This is a genomic window from Paramicrobacterium chengjingii (assembly GCF_011751765.2).
GTDB lineage: Bacteria > Actinomycetota > Actinomycetes > Actinomycetales > Microbacteriaceae > Paramicrobacterium > Paramicrobacterium chengjingii.
In genome coordinates, this window is the sequence record NZ_CP061169.1 from 3,112,540 (window position 1) to 3,127,103 (window position 14,564).

Annotated in this window: 12 protein-coding genes; 4 read left to right on the plus strand and 8 right to left on the minus strand. The window is 62.0% G+C overall.

Features of this window, described 5'->3' with window-relative positions:
* Positions 1-330: 330 nt before the first annotated feature.
* Together HCR76_RS15055 and HCR76_RS15060 are read left to right on the plus strand one after the other, a co-directional pair.
* On the plus strand, positions 331-1,254 hold the full coding sequence (locus tag HCR76_RS15055) for an aldo/keto reductase (protein ID WP_166987497.1): 924 nt from the start codon (positions 331-333) through the stop codon (positions 1,252-1,254).
* Positions 1,255-1,351: 97 nt separating this feature from the next.
* Entirely contained in the window at positions 1,352-2,368 is a 1,017-nt protein-coding gene (locus HCR76_RS15060) for a YdcF family protein (RefSeq protein ID WP_166987494.1), read from the plus strand.
* Positions 2,369-2,500: 132 nt separating this feature from the next.
* Here the strand turns inward: HCR76_RS15060 and HCR76_RS15065 are convergent, their stop codons facing one another.
* Genes HCR76_RS15065 through HCR76_RS15080 form a run of 4 tightly spaced genes read right to left on the minus strand, consistent with a single transcriptional unit; the run spans position 2,501 to position 7,861 of the window.
* Complete coding sequence (locus HCR76_RS15065; RefSeq protein ID WP_166987491.1) at positions 2,501-4,624, minus strand: glycoside hydrolase family 2 protein; 2,124 nt, start codon at positions 4,622-4,624, stop codon at positions 2,501-2,503.
* Between the two features lie 2 nt (positions 4,625-4,626).
* A complete protein-coding gene (locus HCR76_RS15070; protein ID WP_218044406.1) occupies positions 4,627-5,562 on the minus strand; it encodes a carbohydrate ABC transporter permease in 936 nt (311 codons plus the stop codon).
* Positions 5,563-5,565: 3 nt separating this feature from the next.
* The gene (locus HCR76_RS15075) at positions 5,566-6,483 is read right to left on the minus strand and encodes a carbohydrate ABC transporter permease (protein ID WP_166987488.1); all 918 of its coding nucleotides are present in this window, start codon (positions 6,481-6,483) and stop codon (positions 5,566-5,568) included.
* 13 nt (positions 6,484-6,496) lie between these two features.
* Complete coding sequence (locus HCR76_RS15080) at positions 6,497-7,861, minus strand: ABC transporter substrate-binding protein (RefSeq protein WP_166987485.1); 1,365 nt, start codon at positions 7,859-7,861, stop codon at positions 6,497-6,499.
* Positions 7,862-7,940: 79 nt separating this feature from the next.
* On the opposite strand from HCR76_RS15080, the gene HCR76_RS15085 reads away from it, so the two are divergent.
* Together HCR76_RS15085 and HCR76_RS15090 are read left to right on the plus strand one after the other, a co-directional pair.
* Entirely contained in the window at positions 7,941-8,963 is a 1,023-nt protein-coding gene (locus tag HCR76_RS15085; RefSeq protein ID WP_166987482.1) for a LacI family DNA-binding transcriptional regulator, read from the plus strand.
* Positions 8,964-9,063: 100 nt separating this feature from the next.
* Positions 9,064-10,719 carry a sialidase family protein gene (locus HCR76_RS15090; protein ID WP_166987479.1) on the plus strand — a complete coding sequence of 552 codons (1,656 nt, stop codon included), beginning with the start codon at positions 9,064-9,066 and terminating at the stop codon, positions 10,717-10,719.
* A 248-nt stretch (positions 10,720-10,967) separates the two neighbouring features.
* Here HCR76_RS15090 and HCR76_RS15095 read toward each other — a convergent pair whose 3' ends face one another.
* The 4 genes from HCR76_RS15095 to HCR76_RS15110 are packed head-to-tail and all read right to left on the minus strand — an operon-like array spanning position 10,968 to position 14,563.
* Positions 10,968-11,378, minus strand: coding sequence for a cytidine/deoxycytidylate deaminase family protein (locus HCR76_RS15095; RefSeq protein ID WP_166987476.1), 411 nt, complete (start codon positions 11,376-11,378; stop codon positions 10,968-10,970).
* Positions 11,379-11,399: 21 nt separating this feature from the next.
* Positions 11,400-12,836 (minus strand): aldehyde dehydrogenase family protein, encoded by a 1,437-nt coding sequence (locus tag HCR76_RS15100; RefSeq protein ID WP_166987473.1) that lies wholly within the window; start codon positions 12,834-12,836, stop codon positions 11,400-11,402.
* Between the two features lie 33 nt (positions 12,837-12,869).
* Entirely contained in the window at positions 12,870-13,643 is a 774-nt protein-coding gene (locus tag HCR76_RS15105) for an SDR family oxidoreductase (protein ID WP_166987471.1), read from the minus strand.
* A complete protein-coding gene (locus HCR76_RS15110) occupies positions 13,643-14,563 on the minus strand; it encodes a dihydrodipicolinate synthase family protein (RefSeq protein ID WP_166987468.1) in 921 nt (306 codons plus the stop codon). Before HCR76_RS15110 ends, HCR76_RS15105 begins: the two co-directional genes overlap by 1 nt.
* Between the last annotated feature and the right edge of the window lies 1 nt (position 14,564).

Sequence of the window (14,564 nt, forward strand, 5' to 3'; positions counted from 1 at the left end):
TCCCTGTGGGCTGAGGTCACAATCGTCGCGTCGCAGTGAAGCTCGCGTTTCCGGATGCCGACTCCCGCCGCGCGGCGCACAACACGCCCAGCCTACCGCCGCCGGCCCACAGCTTCGTTCAACGATCAGTGGCACAACCCCTCGGGTAATGGCGAAGCATGCGGGTTTTCGGGCGTCGAGCATGGGCTCGAACCTTATGCCATAGCAATGCCTATGCTGTCGGCTCCTGTCGAGGAATCGCCCAGCCTTCGCGCAAACACGGGTGTTCGGCTGTTCATCGAACACCCACAGCCAATACGTCAGAGGTCTTTTGATGAACGGAGCCGCACGATGACCGAGCCCGCTTCCCCACACCCCGTGAGCAATATCCCAGGGGGTTCGTTCCCTTTAGGCGGCACGCCGACTGCCCGCATCGGGTACGGCATGAGCCGGATCGCCCTAATGGCCGAAACCGCGGAGAATCGGGCGAGCGCCGTGGCACTTCTGCGCACGGCGCGCGAGCTGGGCGTCACCCATTTCGATACGGCGCAGTTCTATGGAGACGATCGCGCAAACCAACTGCTGCGCGAGAGCTTCGCAGGTGTGCGCGATGACATTGTGATCGCCACAAAGGTGGGCGTAAAACTCGTGTCGGGTGCACCTGTGCCCTTGGAAGCGGCGCAGAAGCCAGGTGAACTCAGAGTTGCCGTGGAGGAAAACCTGCGCACCTTGGGCACGGATCGAGTTGACATCGTGAACCTGCGACGAATGGACTTCACACCGGGGCTCGTCGCTGAGGGAAGTCAGATTGTGTCTTTTGAAGATCAGCTCGCTGAGATGGTCTCGCTTCGTGATGAGGGCAAGATTCTCAGCATCGGGCTCAGTCACGTCACAATTGAACAGCTGCGCACCGCTCTGCCGCTGGGGGTGGCGTGCGTGCAGAACATGTACAGCCTGGTGCGCCGTGACGACGAACCGCTGCTGAGCCTCTGCGAGAAGCACGGCATCGCCTGGGTACCGTACTTTCCACTCGGAGGTGGATTCGGCACGCTCCCGAAGGTTGCCGACGAGCGCATCGTTGCTGACGTTGCAGAACGTCTCGGAGCGACACCGTCTCAGGTTGGGCTCGCCTGGCAGCTCGCGCACTCGCCGAACACCATGGTGATTCCTGGAACAAGCAGCATCGATCATCTGAATGAGAACGTCGAAGCTGGCGCCGTGCAGCTCGATGCTGGCTCCATTGCCGAACTCGACGCACTGGCACAGCCTGCCTGACCGATCTCAGGGCATGGGCCGGTCAATCAAGCGACTGATGTAACACCATCCTCACGAGCGATGCCTCAATCTGTGGGGCGCCGATAGTCTGAGAACCATGTTCCTTCTGGCTCTCGGCGTCGTCTTCGCAGTGTGTTTTGCTGTGTCGCGCGCGAAGGATCCGCGGCTTCTGCGCAATGGCCCTTTCCTCGTGGCCGCAATCGCGTTTGGCGGGGCCGGGCTCCTCATGGTCCTCGCCGAGTACAGCATCGTCGCCTCGATCCTGCTGTGGATCCTCGGTCTTGCGATTCCCCTCAGCATCCTGGTATTCGGCGTGGGTCTCATTGCCAACGGCATCACGATGCTGCGACGTGAGGGCCGCAGCCTCGGCAACCAGCTTTCGCTCATTGTCGGCGTGCTTGTTCTCGCGCTTCCTGTGATCTCCGTCATGCTCGTCGTGCAGTTCAGGGTGACGGGGTTCTGGCTCGCCGCACTCATCGGTCTGGCATCGGCGTACGCAAGCGTCGCGTTCGTATCGTTCGCTCTTTACTCGGTCGTGTACGGGCGAATGCGCCATACGTTCACACCGTCGGCGATTGTCATTCATGGTTCCGGGCTCATCCGCGGACGTGTTCCTGCGCTGCTGCGCGGCCGCCTCGATCGTGGGCTCCGGGTGTACGGCGCGGAGCTTGCTCGCGGCAATCACCCGGTGCTCGTGCCGTCTGGCGGGCAGGGCGATGACGAGCCGCGTCCCGAGGGTGAGGCGATGGCCGATTACCTGCGCGAACAAGGGGTGCCTGAGGCGGATATTCTTCCGGAAACCCAATCGACAAGCACTCGCGAGAACATCGCACGTTCGATCGAGCTTCTCGACGAAGCCGATCGTCGTGGGCCGATCATGCTCGTGACCAGCGATTACCATGTGCTGCGTACGGCGTCGCTTGCCCGACGTATGGACGTCGACGCCCAGGTGGTGGGGTCTCGCACTGCGCGCTACTACGTGCCGAGCGCGTTCATTCGTGAGTTCGTCGCACTGCTTGTCGAGAACCGGGTTGCCACGCTCATCGCCGTCGGCACGTTCGCGGTCTTGCTCGTCGCGATCCTCGTGGGAACGCTGACGTCAGCGCTCGGCTAGTTGAGCATGTCGTCAATCACGCCTCCTGCGACCGTCCACGGATCACGGAGCGAGACATCTGTGCCACGATCCACCTCCAAGGGTCTGATATCAACAATCTCAGAACACGACGGCTATCGCTGGCATCGACGTCTAGTCAACTCCCGGGCGTGGTGCATCCACGAATTCACCTGGCCTAGCGCCCCGCCGGTTCGGCGGTTCGACTTCTGCAGCATCGAGGAATGAGCGCGCAACCACAGAACCTGAGTCATCGGCGAACCACACGATCAGGCGAGCGGGCCCCTCCCTCACTGGAACCTCAACGGTGACTGCGTCTGAGATCTCGAAGGGCCTCACGCGAACGGGTCTGGCCGAGAAGTCTGGGCGGTCAGGTACTGGGTCGATGGGCGAACCGGCGCGCGCCCAGGCAGCATGCATGGTCCCGCTCAGACCATGAGCACCGTGATGCGAAATGTGGACATCGAAAACAAGGGGCGTCGTCGGCGGTTCGATGTCCGCGCCAGCAGTGAGCGGAATGACGTCCAGTACAAGCACAGTCTCGGCGTTCACGTCAGAGGGAACGCATCCACCCCATTCCTTCACCCGCCGGTCCGTCGTGAGCAGTCCAGCATTCTCGTGCTCGACGTCGGCGATCTCCGTGTATACGTAGCCGGCGAATCTGTCGTGCCGTCGCATCTCCTGAGTCTCCCAGCGCAAATGCCAGGCGCGCTCGAGGCTGGTGAATCCCTCGCCATACTCGCCGTTGACGATGGGAATGCCGTTACGAGGGAAGTCTTCAGACCCGTACAGCGATTTGTCGACGGTGAAATCGGGGGCGAGCCTGACGGGGAACGTCTCACGTGTTCCAAGGGCGATCTCTGCCATGGCACGCTTCCACCGCGCCAGGTCGGGCTCGTAGTAGTGCCAGTCAACGAGATCACTCTTCACGTGCGACCAGCCCGAGTTCTCCACGATCGGGCGAGTACTATCAAGGGCGCTCAGCCGGTCGTATGCTCGTACCGCTGCTTCCGCGCGTGCAGGGCTGCCCGGGATGTCCCAATCGAGGCCCCATTCCTCGTTGTACAGCCCCCAGACCACGATGCTCGGGTGATTGCCATCGCGTTCCACCATGGCCGGAAGCTGCGCCTCGAACGCGTCCGCCGCTTCGGGCGAGAACCGGCTCGGGCACGCAGGCTCAGCCCAGACGAGCATGCCGGTCATGTCTGCCTCGTGCAGCCACAACGGCTCCTCAAACTTGAGGTGCTTGCGCACGAGGTTGTAGCCAAGACCGCGGGCGAGATGAATATCCTCACGAAGAGCGGCCGCGTCGGGGGCGGTCAGTCCCGTGGCGGGCCAGTACCCCTGGTCGAGAACTCCGCGCATGAAGAATCGAGCATTGTTCAGGAACAACTGCTCACCCCGCACCTCGATCCGCCGAAGCCCTGTTGTCGCAACGACACGGTCAGGAGCGCCGGTTTCGTCATCGACGGTGACTTCGACCCGATACAGGTGGGGATCGGCCGGTGACCATAGTCGGGGCTCGGCACACTCGATGCGCCCCCGATACTGACGATTCTCAACAGCGTGCAAAACCACAGATACCTGTGCGTTGCCGAGGCGCGCCGTCACTGTGGGAGAGCCGTCCGCAATTCCGACGACGGTTACGGCGATATCGATTCCCGTCAGGCTGTCGCCCCGAAGCTCGACGGTCTCGGCATAACTCGACCCGCGCGCTTCGAGCCAGACGGTCTGCCAGATTCCAGACGTGGGCGTGAAGGAGACCCCGTCATAGTCATCGCGGGGGATCGAACGCTGTTTGCCGTGCGGAATCGATCGTTTGTCAGCGGGAGCCTCGACTTCGACCGCGAGCTCAGCATCTGCACCCGGCGTGACGTGGTCAGTGACATCGATCTCGAACGATTCATAGCCGCCGATGTGCTCACCGACGACGATGCCGTTGATCCGAACAATCGCACGATGATGCACAGCACCAAAGCTCAGCACGGTTCGCGAGCCAGCCCAATCGGCGGGCGGCTGGATCATGCGCCGATATTCACCCCGTTCGAGCCATGACTGATGGATGCCCGATGCTTCAGTCTCCCAGGCGAAAGGCACGGTGATCGGTGCGGCGATTCCGTCGGCGGTGAAGTCCCATTCTCCGTTGAGCGTCAACCACCGATCAGAGCGATCACGATCGGGACGAGGATACTCGGAACGCGGGATCGTCATCGCCGCTTCGGAATCAGAGACGACGGACTGGGAGGGGGAGAGCGACATGGTCAGCCTTTCACGCTTCCTGCGAGGATGCCGTTGATGAAGTGACGCTGGAGCACAATGAAGAGCACCAGCAGTGGAATGAGTGCGACGGAACTCGCCGCGAGAAGTTCACCGGTCACGGTGGCGTAGTCAGCACCGATGCGGTTGCCCGTGATGTTCTGCGCGAGGGTCGAGAGAACAACCTGCAGAGTCGACATCTGCTCCGAGTTCGCCACGACGACGGGCCAGACGAAGTCGTTGTAGATATTCATGATTGTCAGGACGGCAAGACCAGCGAGGCCGGGGCGGATCACGGGAACGACAACACGCCAGAAGATTCCAATCTCGCTGCACCCGTCAACGCGAGCTGCATCGAGCAGTTCATCTGGGACAGCACTGATTACTTGGCGCATCCAGAAGATTGCGAACGCATCGACGGCCCCCGGCAAAATCAGCGCCTGATAGGTATTCACCCAACCGAGCGCCTTCATCTCCAGAAGCAGCGGAATGATCAAAACGATGATCGGCAGCATCAGCGTAACCAGCACTGCACCGAAAATGAGGTTCTTGCCGGGGAACTCGTACTTCGCGAATGCGAATGCGGCGAGAGGTGCGAAGATGAGCGTGATCGCGCCCTTCACAACAAGCACGACGGCGGTGTTGAAGAATCCGTGACCTATCGGCACGTCCTGGAACATGGCGACGTAGTTATCGAGCGTCCACATCGTGGGATCGAAAGACAACGGATTCCTGATGATCTCATTCGCTGGTTTGAACGCAGAGGCGAGCGCCCAGACGACAGGGGCGAGAAACCCGACCATCAGAATCAGCAGAAATATATGGCTTCCGATATGCATTCTCGGATGCCGTGACGACCGGAGTGCCTTCGACGGCGTACTCGGCGGCTGCATGACGTCGCCATTGTCCCGAGTCAGCGCGCGGTGAGCCGTATTCGTCATCGTTCAGTCCTTCGCTCTCAGCAGGCGGACAAAGAAGAGGGAGAGCACCATGACGAGAATCACCAGCAGGAACGAGTTCGCTGCCCCTGTGCCCAAGTCCGCTCGGGTGATGTGGTTGTAGAGGTAGTACCCGGCCGTCGTCGTCGAGTTGTACGGGCCTCCCTGGGTGACGACGAAGGGCTCCGCGAACATCTGGAACACGGCAAGAGTTTGCAGGACGACGGCGAACATGATCGTGCGCATCAGCAGTGGGACGGTGATGCTCCACAGCTGCCGCAATCGAGATGCACCATCGAGTTCTGCCGCCTCGTATAGCGAGTTGTCAATCGATTGAAGCCCAGAAAGCACGATGATAATGATGAATCCGGTCGTCTTCCAGAGGAAGAGCAGCGCGAGCGTCGGCTTCGACCAGAGACTCGTCGTCAGCCACCCGATTTCCGGTAGCCCGAAAATGCCGAGGACGGCGTTGATGGCGCCGTATTGTTGGTCGAACAGCACGACCCATATCTGGGCGACGGCAACCAGCGGAGTCACAAACGGCACAATGAATGCCACACGGAACATGCCGCGCATTCTGAGCTTTGCCGAGTTGAGCAGAACGGCGACGACAACCGCGAGGGCGATCTGGATGGGGACGATCAGGAGCCACAGCACACCTGAGTTACCGAGCGATGACCAGAATGCCGGACTCGTCAGCAAGTAGGTGTAATTGTCCAAGCCGATCCACTCCGCGGCACCGGTGCCGCGCCAGTTCGTGAAGCTCAGCCGCGCGGTGAAGATCAGCGGGTACACGCTGAACGCGAGGAAGATTGCCACAAACGGCGCCACGAAAACGTACGGCGCCGCTCGGCGTCTGACTTTCGCGGCTGAGGGTCGGCGCTTCAGGCTCCGGCCCGCGGAGGGGAGGGCTGTTGTCATCATTGCTGTGCGAATCTCACTGTCGATCGATCAGGTTCTTCTGAATGGCGTCAGTGGACTCGCTGATCACCTGTTCCGGCGTCAGGTCACCATCGAGCATCCGCTGAATGTCATTCCCCAGGTATTCAGCAGCGCCATTCCACCACGGTGGAATCGACGTGCCTGCCGGGATCTGCGCACCGGCCTTTGTGGCTACGGCCCAGAGATCCTGGCCTCCGAGCGCCTCGACCGGTTCAAAGAGCGGTGATTTCGGATCGGCCGCGGGAAGATACGCCGGAATCGACGTGTTCAGGCCGTCAGGGTAGACATCGTTCGGCCCCCACACCGCGGAATAGCCGGCCTCGTCGTACATCAGAAACTCGTAGAAGAGCCAAGCGAGCTCAGAGTTCTCGCCGTCTTTGGGCAGCACAAACGACGAGCCGCCCATCGCCCCGCTTCGAGCACCACCCGCTTCCCACGCAGGAAGTGGCATGGCCTTCCAGTCACCGCTCGTCTCCGGCAAGAGTTGCTGTGGCGCGAAGCTGAACCAGATCGCCCACGGGTAGAAGACCTGATTGCCGTTCTCGAGCTCGGCGATGTCTGTCGGTGTCAGATATTCGGCGCGCGTGCCAAGCCCTTCCGATTGGACGGTGTCGAGGAATGTGAGGATCTTCTTATACTCGGGGCTGTCAAGACGGAGCTCACCGTCTGCATCCGCGATCGACGTGCCCATCTGACTCGCATACATCTCGAGTTGCAGTTGACCGAGGAACCCTGACTGCTCCAGATGAATCGGATGCGACTCCGGGTTCACCCCCTGGTATTCCTTGGCGGCGTCAAGAAGATCGTCGTAGGTTTCGATGGCGCTGACATCGACGCCGGCATCTTCGAGTGCCGCGGCATTATAGAAGAGAAGGCCAGGGTCGAGATCATACGGGACACCGTAGATTCCGCCGTCGAACGAGTTCGCGTCAATCTTCTGCGGAGCGATGTCGTCGACGTACGGGTCGAGCACGTCGCTCAGATCCCAGAGATAATCGGCATAGCCGCTGACCATGGCATCGTCGAGAAAGACCCCGTCAGGAACATCGGTTCCAGTAATCAAGGTGTTCTGCAGTTTCGCGTCGATGTCGACCGCCTGATGATTGACAGTGATGTCGGGGTACTTCTCGTTGAAGTCGTCAATGACCGCATCGAAGACTTCGAAGAGGTCTCCCGAACGATCCCAGATTGTGATCTCGCCTTCTGGCTGTTCGGCGGTCGGGGCCTGAAGGCGATCGGATGCCGCTTCGCTACCGGCGCTGGTGATATCGGGGCCGCAAGCAGTCAGCGTCAGCGCTGCGACAGCTATCGCGCTCACGGCGACAAGGCGGGGGCGGCGCCGGGTCGGGTCGGGGTACATGGACACTCCTTTGTGAATTTTCCAACGTATGCAAACTTTAGCCGACGTTTGCACACGTTGCAAACGGTATGATGAGGCCATGCCAGCAACACTTCGCGATGTCGCCGAGCGCGCTGAGGTATCAGTACGCACCGTCTCAAACGTCGTGAGCGGGTACGAGCACGTCAGCAAGCGCATGCGTACCAAGGTGCTCGCCGCGATTGAGGAGCTCGATTACCGGGCCAATCCAGTGGCTCGCACTCTGCGTACCGGGCGAACCGGCATGCTCGGCCTTGTCGTACCCGAGATCACGGTGCCCTACTTCAGCGAGCTGGCTCGGGACGTAATCGACGCGGCCGCCGAGTACGGCTACCGAGTAATGATCGACCAAACAGGCCATGACCATGACCGCGAGCGACAGCTGCTCATGGGTGACGATCGCACTATGCTCTTCGACGGCCTACTGTTCAGCCCCCTCGTCACCAAGTCGGAGCTGCTCGACATGCATGGATCGACAAAAATGCCGCTTGTGCTCCTCGGGGAGCATGAGTTCGACGGTCGATATGACCACGTTGCCATCGACAATGTGGCGGCTGCAAAGGACGCCGTCGAGCATCTCGTCCAGCTCGGGCGCTCACGCATCGCCGCAATCGGCACCCAACCTCTTGAAGAGTACGCGACCCCCCTACAGCGTTCGGCCGGGTACGAAGCGGCACTTCACGATGCAGGCATGGATGTTCGACCCGAGTTTGCCACGACAGCTGCCCATTACAGCCGAGCAGACGGGTACAGCGCGGCACGCTCACTACTTGAGCGCTCTCCACAACCGGACGCCATCTTCTGTTTCTCTGATTTGCTCGCGATTGGGGCCATGCGAGCAGTCTTTGATGCTGGTCTTAGCGTTCCCGAGGACGTCGCGGTAATCGGCATCGATGATGTGGAGGAGGGAAGGTTTGCCCGGCCATCCCTCAGCACCGTCTCGCTTGACACCCCGTACATCGCCCGGGAGGCAGTGGGCCGCATCGTCACACGGATCGATGACCCGGCTACGCCTGCGGAAGAGATCGTTGCGCCCCACCGTCTCGTCGCCCGCGAAAGCACAAGTGCCAGCCAGAGCCAGTAACTGAATCCAATCGAATCACTTGCAACGTGCGCAAATTCCTGTCATTCTCCTTTGCAACGTGCGCAAAGTTGCGCACATCGAATCTTCGGAGATGATGTCGATGGAACTTCTCACAAAACACTCACGCAATTTCACGTTGCTCTCCGCCGCATTGTTGGCCGTGGCGGCAACGGCCATGGTTACGCCGGCACCGCAAGCTGTTGCCGCAGAAGACGGTTCCGTGCTGTATTCTCCGGATCTGTCGCAGCATCCGAATGGCACCGCGGGCTACCCACGAGCAATCAGTCTCGCGCACGATGATTCCGAAGCACAGACAATGCTTGCAACGTTCGCCAAGGGCGGTCACGGAAACGACACGACTCTGCCCATCTATCGCAGCAGCGACGGCGGCGAAAGCTGGTCCGAGGTTTCTGAGGTCACCTCGAATACACCAGGGTGGGACATCGAGGCCCCGACCCTCTTTGAGGTTCCGCGCGATATACCCGGGCTGAACGCTGGCGACGTGTTGGCGGCGGGGACCGCTTGGAACGTCGGAGACTACTCAACGCAGAAAGTGGAGGTGTTCCGTAGCACTGACGACGGTGCGACATGGAACTACCTTTCGTCATGCACAGAGACTTCTGCGCTACCGAACTCCTGGGGCCACGGCATTTGGGAGCCGACCTTTCTTGTGACCGACGACGACGCCCTTGCCTGCTTCATCTCGGATGAGAGACCGGCGAACAGTCCGACAAACAATCAGAAGATCGGCCACTACACCTCGATTGATGGTGGCTTGACCTGGAGCACCACATTAACCGTCGACGTTGCCTTTCCGTCGGACAATCTCGCACGACCGGGAATGCAGACATTCGCCCATCTGCCAGATGGTCGGGTCGCCATGAGTTACGAGCTCTGCCGCGACGCGACGGATGCCGACCACGCTTGCGAGGTATATCTGAAATACAGCGACGATGGTGCGAGTTGGGGCCCGGCGGACGACCCGGGCACTCTGGTGCAGACTTCTGATGAACGCCATCTCCTGCATACGCCATATGTTTCGTGGGTGCCCGGTGGCGGTTCAAACGGTACTCTGCTGATCTCAGGACAGCGCGTCGCCGCCGGCCCGACGGGAGACAAGACCGTGCTCGCCGAATCCGGATCGGTCATGTTCACGAATACAAACCTCGGCACCGGCGCGTGGACCGAAGTTTCAACACCCGTTACTGTGGACCCGACGGGCAGCTATGCTCAAGGCTCACCATCGTGCCCTGGGTACTCAACCCCCGCGATTCCGCGAGAGGACGGCCAGTCGTACCTTTACCTAGCCTCCACATGGCTCGGCCAGGGGAATCAGTGTGAGGTTCGATTTGGCATCGGTCAGGTGCCCAGCGCAACCGGGGCTGTCGTCGGCCCCGAAGGCAAGTGTCTCGATGTTGACACGAATACTGCGGTTAACGGCAACGCCGCACAGCTGTGGACTTGTGGGATCGCAAGCGGCCAAGATTGGTCTGTCCATGCCGACGGGTCAATTCGCGCGTTGGGAAAGTGCCTCGATGTAGACGCCAATGCCACCGCGAATTTCACGCCGGTGCAGATCTGGGACTGCAACGGCTCGGGAGCTCAACAATGGATGCAGCAATCAGACGGGTCACTTCTCAATCCTCAATCAGGGCGTTGCCTTGACCTTCCGGAAGGCAATACTGCCGATGGAACACACCTGCAGATATATGACTGCAACGGACTGTGGACGCAGACCTGGGCACTTCCGGCGTAGCTTTCATGTTGGAACGAATTGAGGCGAGCCCCGCGGAACGTCCAAGTTTGGACTTATGGAATGGAAGTTATGGAACCTTCAAACTGTTGGTGGCATTAATTCCATAACTTATGGAACATTTCTTCACGTAACGCCAGGCGAGCTGACGTCTACATGAGTACAAATGAAGAAGGCCGTCAAACCAGCGATACTTCTAGCGTCGAGCCCATAAGTCGACGACGGTCGCGTGACGGCGAACGGAACAAAGCTCAGTCGTAGGAGCGGGCACGCACCCAGGGGATCGGCAGCAGGTCCGCCGAGGTCACGACGCCGACCTCGCCGCCGTCAGACACGATGACACGGATGCTGGTGCCGAAGTTCGGCACCAGCTCACGGCAGACGCCACAGGGGTTGATCACAATCGGCACATCTGCAGGGTCGAGGCCGACGGCGACGATCGTCTCAACAGCATCCTCCCCGGCGATTCGCGCATTCGCGATCGCCGACGGCTCCGCGCACACGTTGACGCGCGCCGTCGACAGACTGAGACCCGTGTAGATTGCTCCGGATGTGCCTCGCGCGGCCGCCGCGACACGATGCTGCCGGGCGTCGTGCGCCCGCACCAGCACATCGGATGCTGCACGTCGCAGCTCCTCATCGGCACTCGTCAACTGCTGCATGATCGTCACCTCTCAGCTCTGCTACTCGATCCCCGTGTAGACCGTCTTCTCCCAGGTGTAGAACTCGGTCGCCGTGTGCCCCTGCTCGCGGAATGTGTTGGACGAAGAGTCCTTCACTCCCCCGAACGGCACGTGCAGGTCGAGCCCTGAGGTCGGTCGGTTCACCTTTACGACACCGGCCTGCACACGGCTGGCGAAGTCGGTCGAGTGGGTGAGGCTGTCGGTGCAGATGCCCGCAGTCAGACCGTAGGGCGAGTCGTTGATTGCTGCGAGACCCGATTCGTAGTCGTCGACGTCGAGGACCGCGACAACCGGCCCGAAGATCTCGTCCGTGGCCAACGGCGAATCGTGCGCTACATCTGTGGCGACGACCGGCGCGAAGTGAAGCCCGTCAGCACTCGCGTCACCGTAAAGCAGACGCGCGCCGGCGTCTGCGGCATCCTGAACCGCTGATACATCCTGATTAAGCTGTGCATCGCTCACGACAGGACCCATCGTCGTGCCGGCATCGAGCCCGTCACCGGGAACGTACGTGCCGGCAAGGGCAGTGAGCTCGTCGAGAAACGCCTGGCGAACGCCAGGCGTCACGTAGACGCGCGAGGTTGCTGTGCACGCCTGCCCCGTGAGACTGAATGCGCCAGCGGCAACGACATTCGCTGCCTTCTTCGCGTCGGCATCGTCGAGAACGAGCACGCCGTTCTTGCCGCCCATCTCCAGTTGGGCGCGGGCGCGACGGGCACCGAGGGTTTGCTGCAGCTGCAGCCCGACACTGGTCGACCCGGTGAACGAGAGCGCTGCGACGCGCGGGTCGCGAGCGAGCGCCTCACCCACGACGCTTCCGCGCCCGTGCACGACATTGAAGACTCCGGCAGGAAGGCCGGCGTCGTGCAGTGCCATGGCCAAGTGCGTCGCCGACATGGGGGTGATCTCGGCGGGCTTCAGTACGACTGCGTTGCCGCTGATCAGCGCGGGCGCGGTCTTCCACGCCGGAATCGCGATGGGGAAGTTCCACGGCGTGATCAAACCCACGACGCCGAGCGCCTCGCGGCGCGTGGTGACAGTGGTGTTCGGCATGCCGCTCGAAAACACCGAGCCGCTTGACGCCCAGCCGAGCGAGCCGAAGAACTGGAAGACGCCGATCGCGCGTCCCACTTCGCCCTCGGCCTCAGCGCGCGTCTTACCTTCTTCGCGCACAAGATCTTCGGCGATCTGCGGCTTGCGTTCGGTGAGCAGCTGCGCGGCCTTGAGAAGCACGGCACCGCGAACCGGCGCGGGCGTCGCGGCCCACGCGCTCTGCGCGTCGACGGCGGCTGCGATGGCGGCATCCGTCTCTGTCGTGCCTCCGACGGGCGCGAGCACGGCAACCTCGCCTGGGCGTGCGGGGTTGCGGCGTTCCTTGCCCGCGTCTCCGAAGAGTTCTCCGGCGATCAGGTGTTGAGCTACAGCGGGAGAGGTCATGATGTGTCCTTTCACGAAGATGACGAGGGGGTGTCAGAGAGAGCGGACGAGGCCACCGTCGACGCGCAGTGCGACGCCGGTGATGTATGCGGCTTGTCCGCTGCACAGGAAGGCTCCGGCCGCGCCGAACTCGTGTGGTTCGCCATAGCGTTCGGCGGGAATCGCCTGCTGCGAACGGCGCGCGGCCTCGGCAGGCTCGATGCCCTGGCGCTCGGCTTGTGCTGCATCGAGCTGCGCAACGCGATCTGTGGCGATGCGCCCGGGCAGCAGCAGATTGACGGTGACGCCGTCTGCGGCGACCTCTGCGGAGAGCGTCTTAAGGTAGCCAGCCAGCGCAGCTCGCCCGAGATTGGATGACGCGAGATTGGCGATCGGCGACACAATGCCGCTGGACCCGACGGCGAGGATGCGTCCCCAGCCACGGTCGCGCATTCCCGGAAGCACGCGCGACACGAGGTCGTGACCCGGAGCGACGAGCCGCTCGAATGCGTCAGCAACGTCGTCCGCTGATGCATCGGCTGCCGTTCCGGGGCGCGGGCCCGGCCCGTTGATCACCAGCACGTCGATGGGGCCGAACGCGCTCGTCGCGGTCTCGATCGCCGCGGCACGGGACTCGCCGTCAGTGACGTCGAGTTCGATGCCTACGCCTGCGGGCAGGCCCGCCGCGATCTGCTCGGCGAGATCGCCGCGCCGGCCGGTGACAGCGACATTCGCTCCCTCGGCTGCGAGCGCCTCCGCGATCGCACGCCCGAGCCCACCGGTGGATGCCGCGACAAACGCGGTCTTGCCGTGCAGCTGCAGATCCATCAGCGCACCTCCTGCGCATCGAGTTCCACCAAATGGTCGGCGGCTATCTCATCGAGTTCGTTCGGGAATTTGACGGCGGGTGCGCGAACGGCAGCCGAGGTGAAGAGCCCCCGCCGGCGGAACAGCTCCTTGCGAAGAGCGAGAGCGATGCCGGGCTGCTGTTCGAAGTTGATCAGCGGCAGGTACGGCACCAGCTCCGCTCGAGCTGCTTCGGCATCACCCGCCAACCAAGCCGAGACGCAGCTGACAAGCGCTTCCGGGAAAGAAAACCCGGTCATCGCCCCGGCAGAACCGGCGGCAAGCTCGTCGAGCAACCCCTGCCCTCCGAGTCCGCCGAAGACGGAAACCTCGACGCTCGCCGTGATGCGGGCGATCGCAACGGCCGTCGGCGGTGCTTCCGCCTTCACCGCTGAGACGAACGGGCTCGCCTCCACGACGGCAATCAGGCTGTCTGTCGAGATGGAGATGCCGCTGGACTTCGGGTAATCCTGCAGCACGACAGCTGCGCCTGTCGCCGCGTGGATTCGCCTCAGATGCTCGATCACGACGGCAGAGCTGCCGGAGTTCGCCTGAACCATGACGGCCTGCAGACGGTCACCGACCGTTGCCTGCGCGTTTTCGATCTCTGAAATCGCCGGTGCGGTCGCGAGAGAGGTGATCCCGGCGACGATCGGCAGTCGGCTGTGCTCGGCGACGACGCCGAGCACCTGCATCCGCTCCGCCGCAGTCAGCGCGGCGGCCTCGCCGAACACGCCGAGCACGGTGAGACCGGCGGCCCCGACCGATTCGTAGAACTGCACGAGACGCGCGAGGCTCGCCTCGTCAATCTCGCCGGCATCCGTGAATGGTGTGGCGACGACCCCCCACACTCCGCGTGCGAGCGGGTCGACGCGCTGTTCGGAAATACCCTGCTGCGTCATG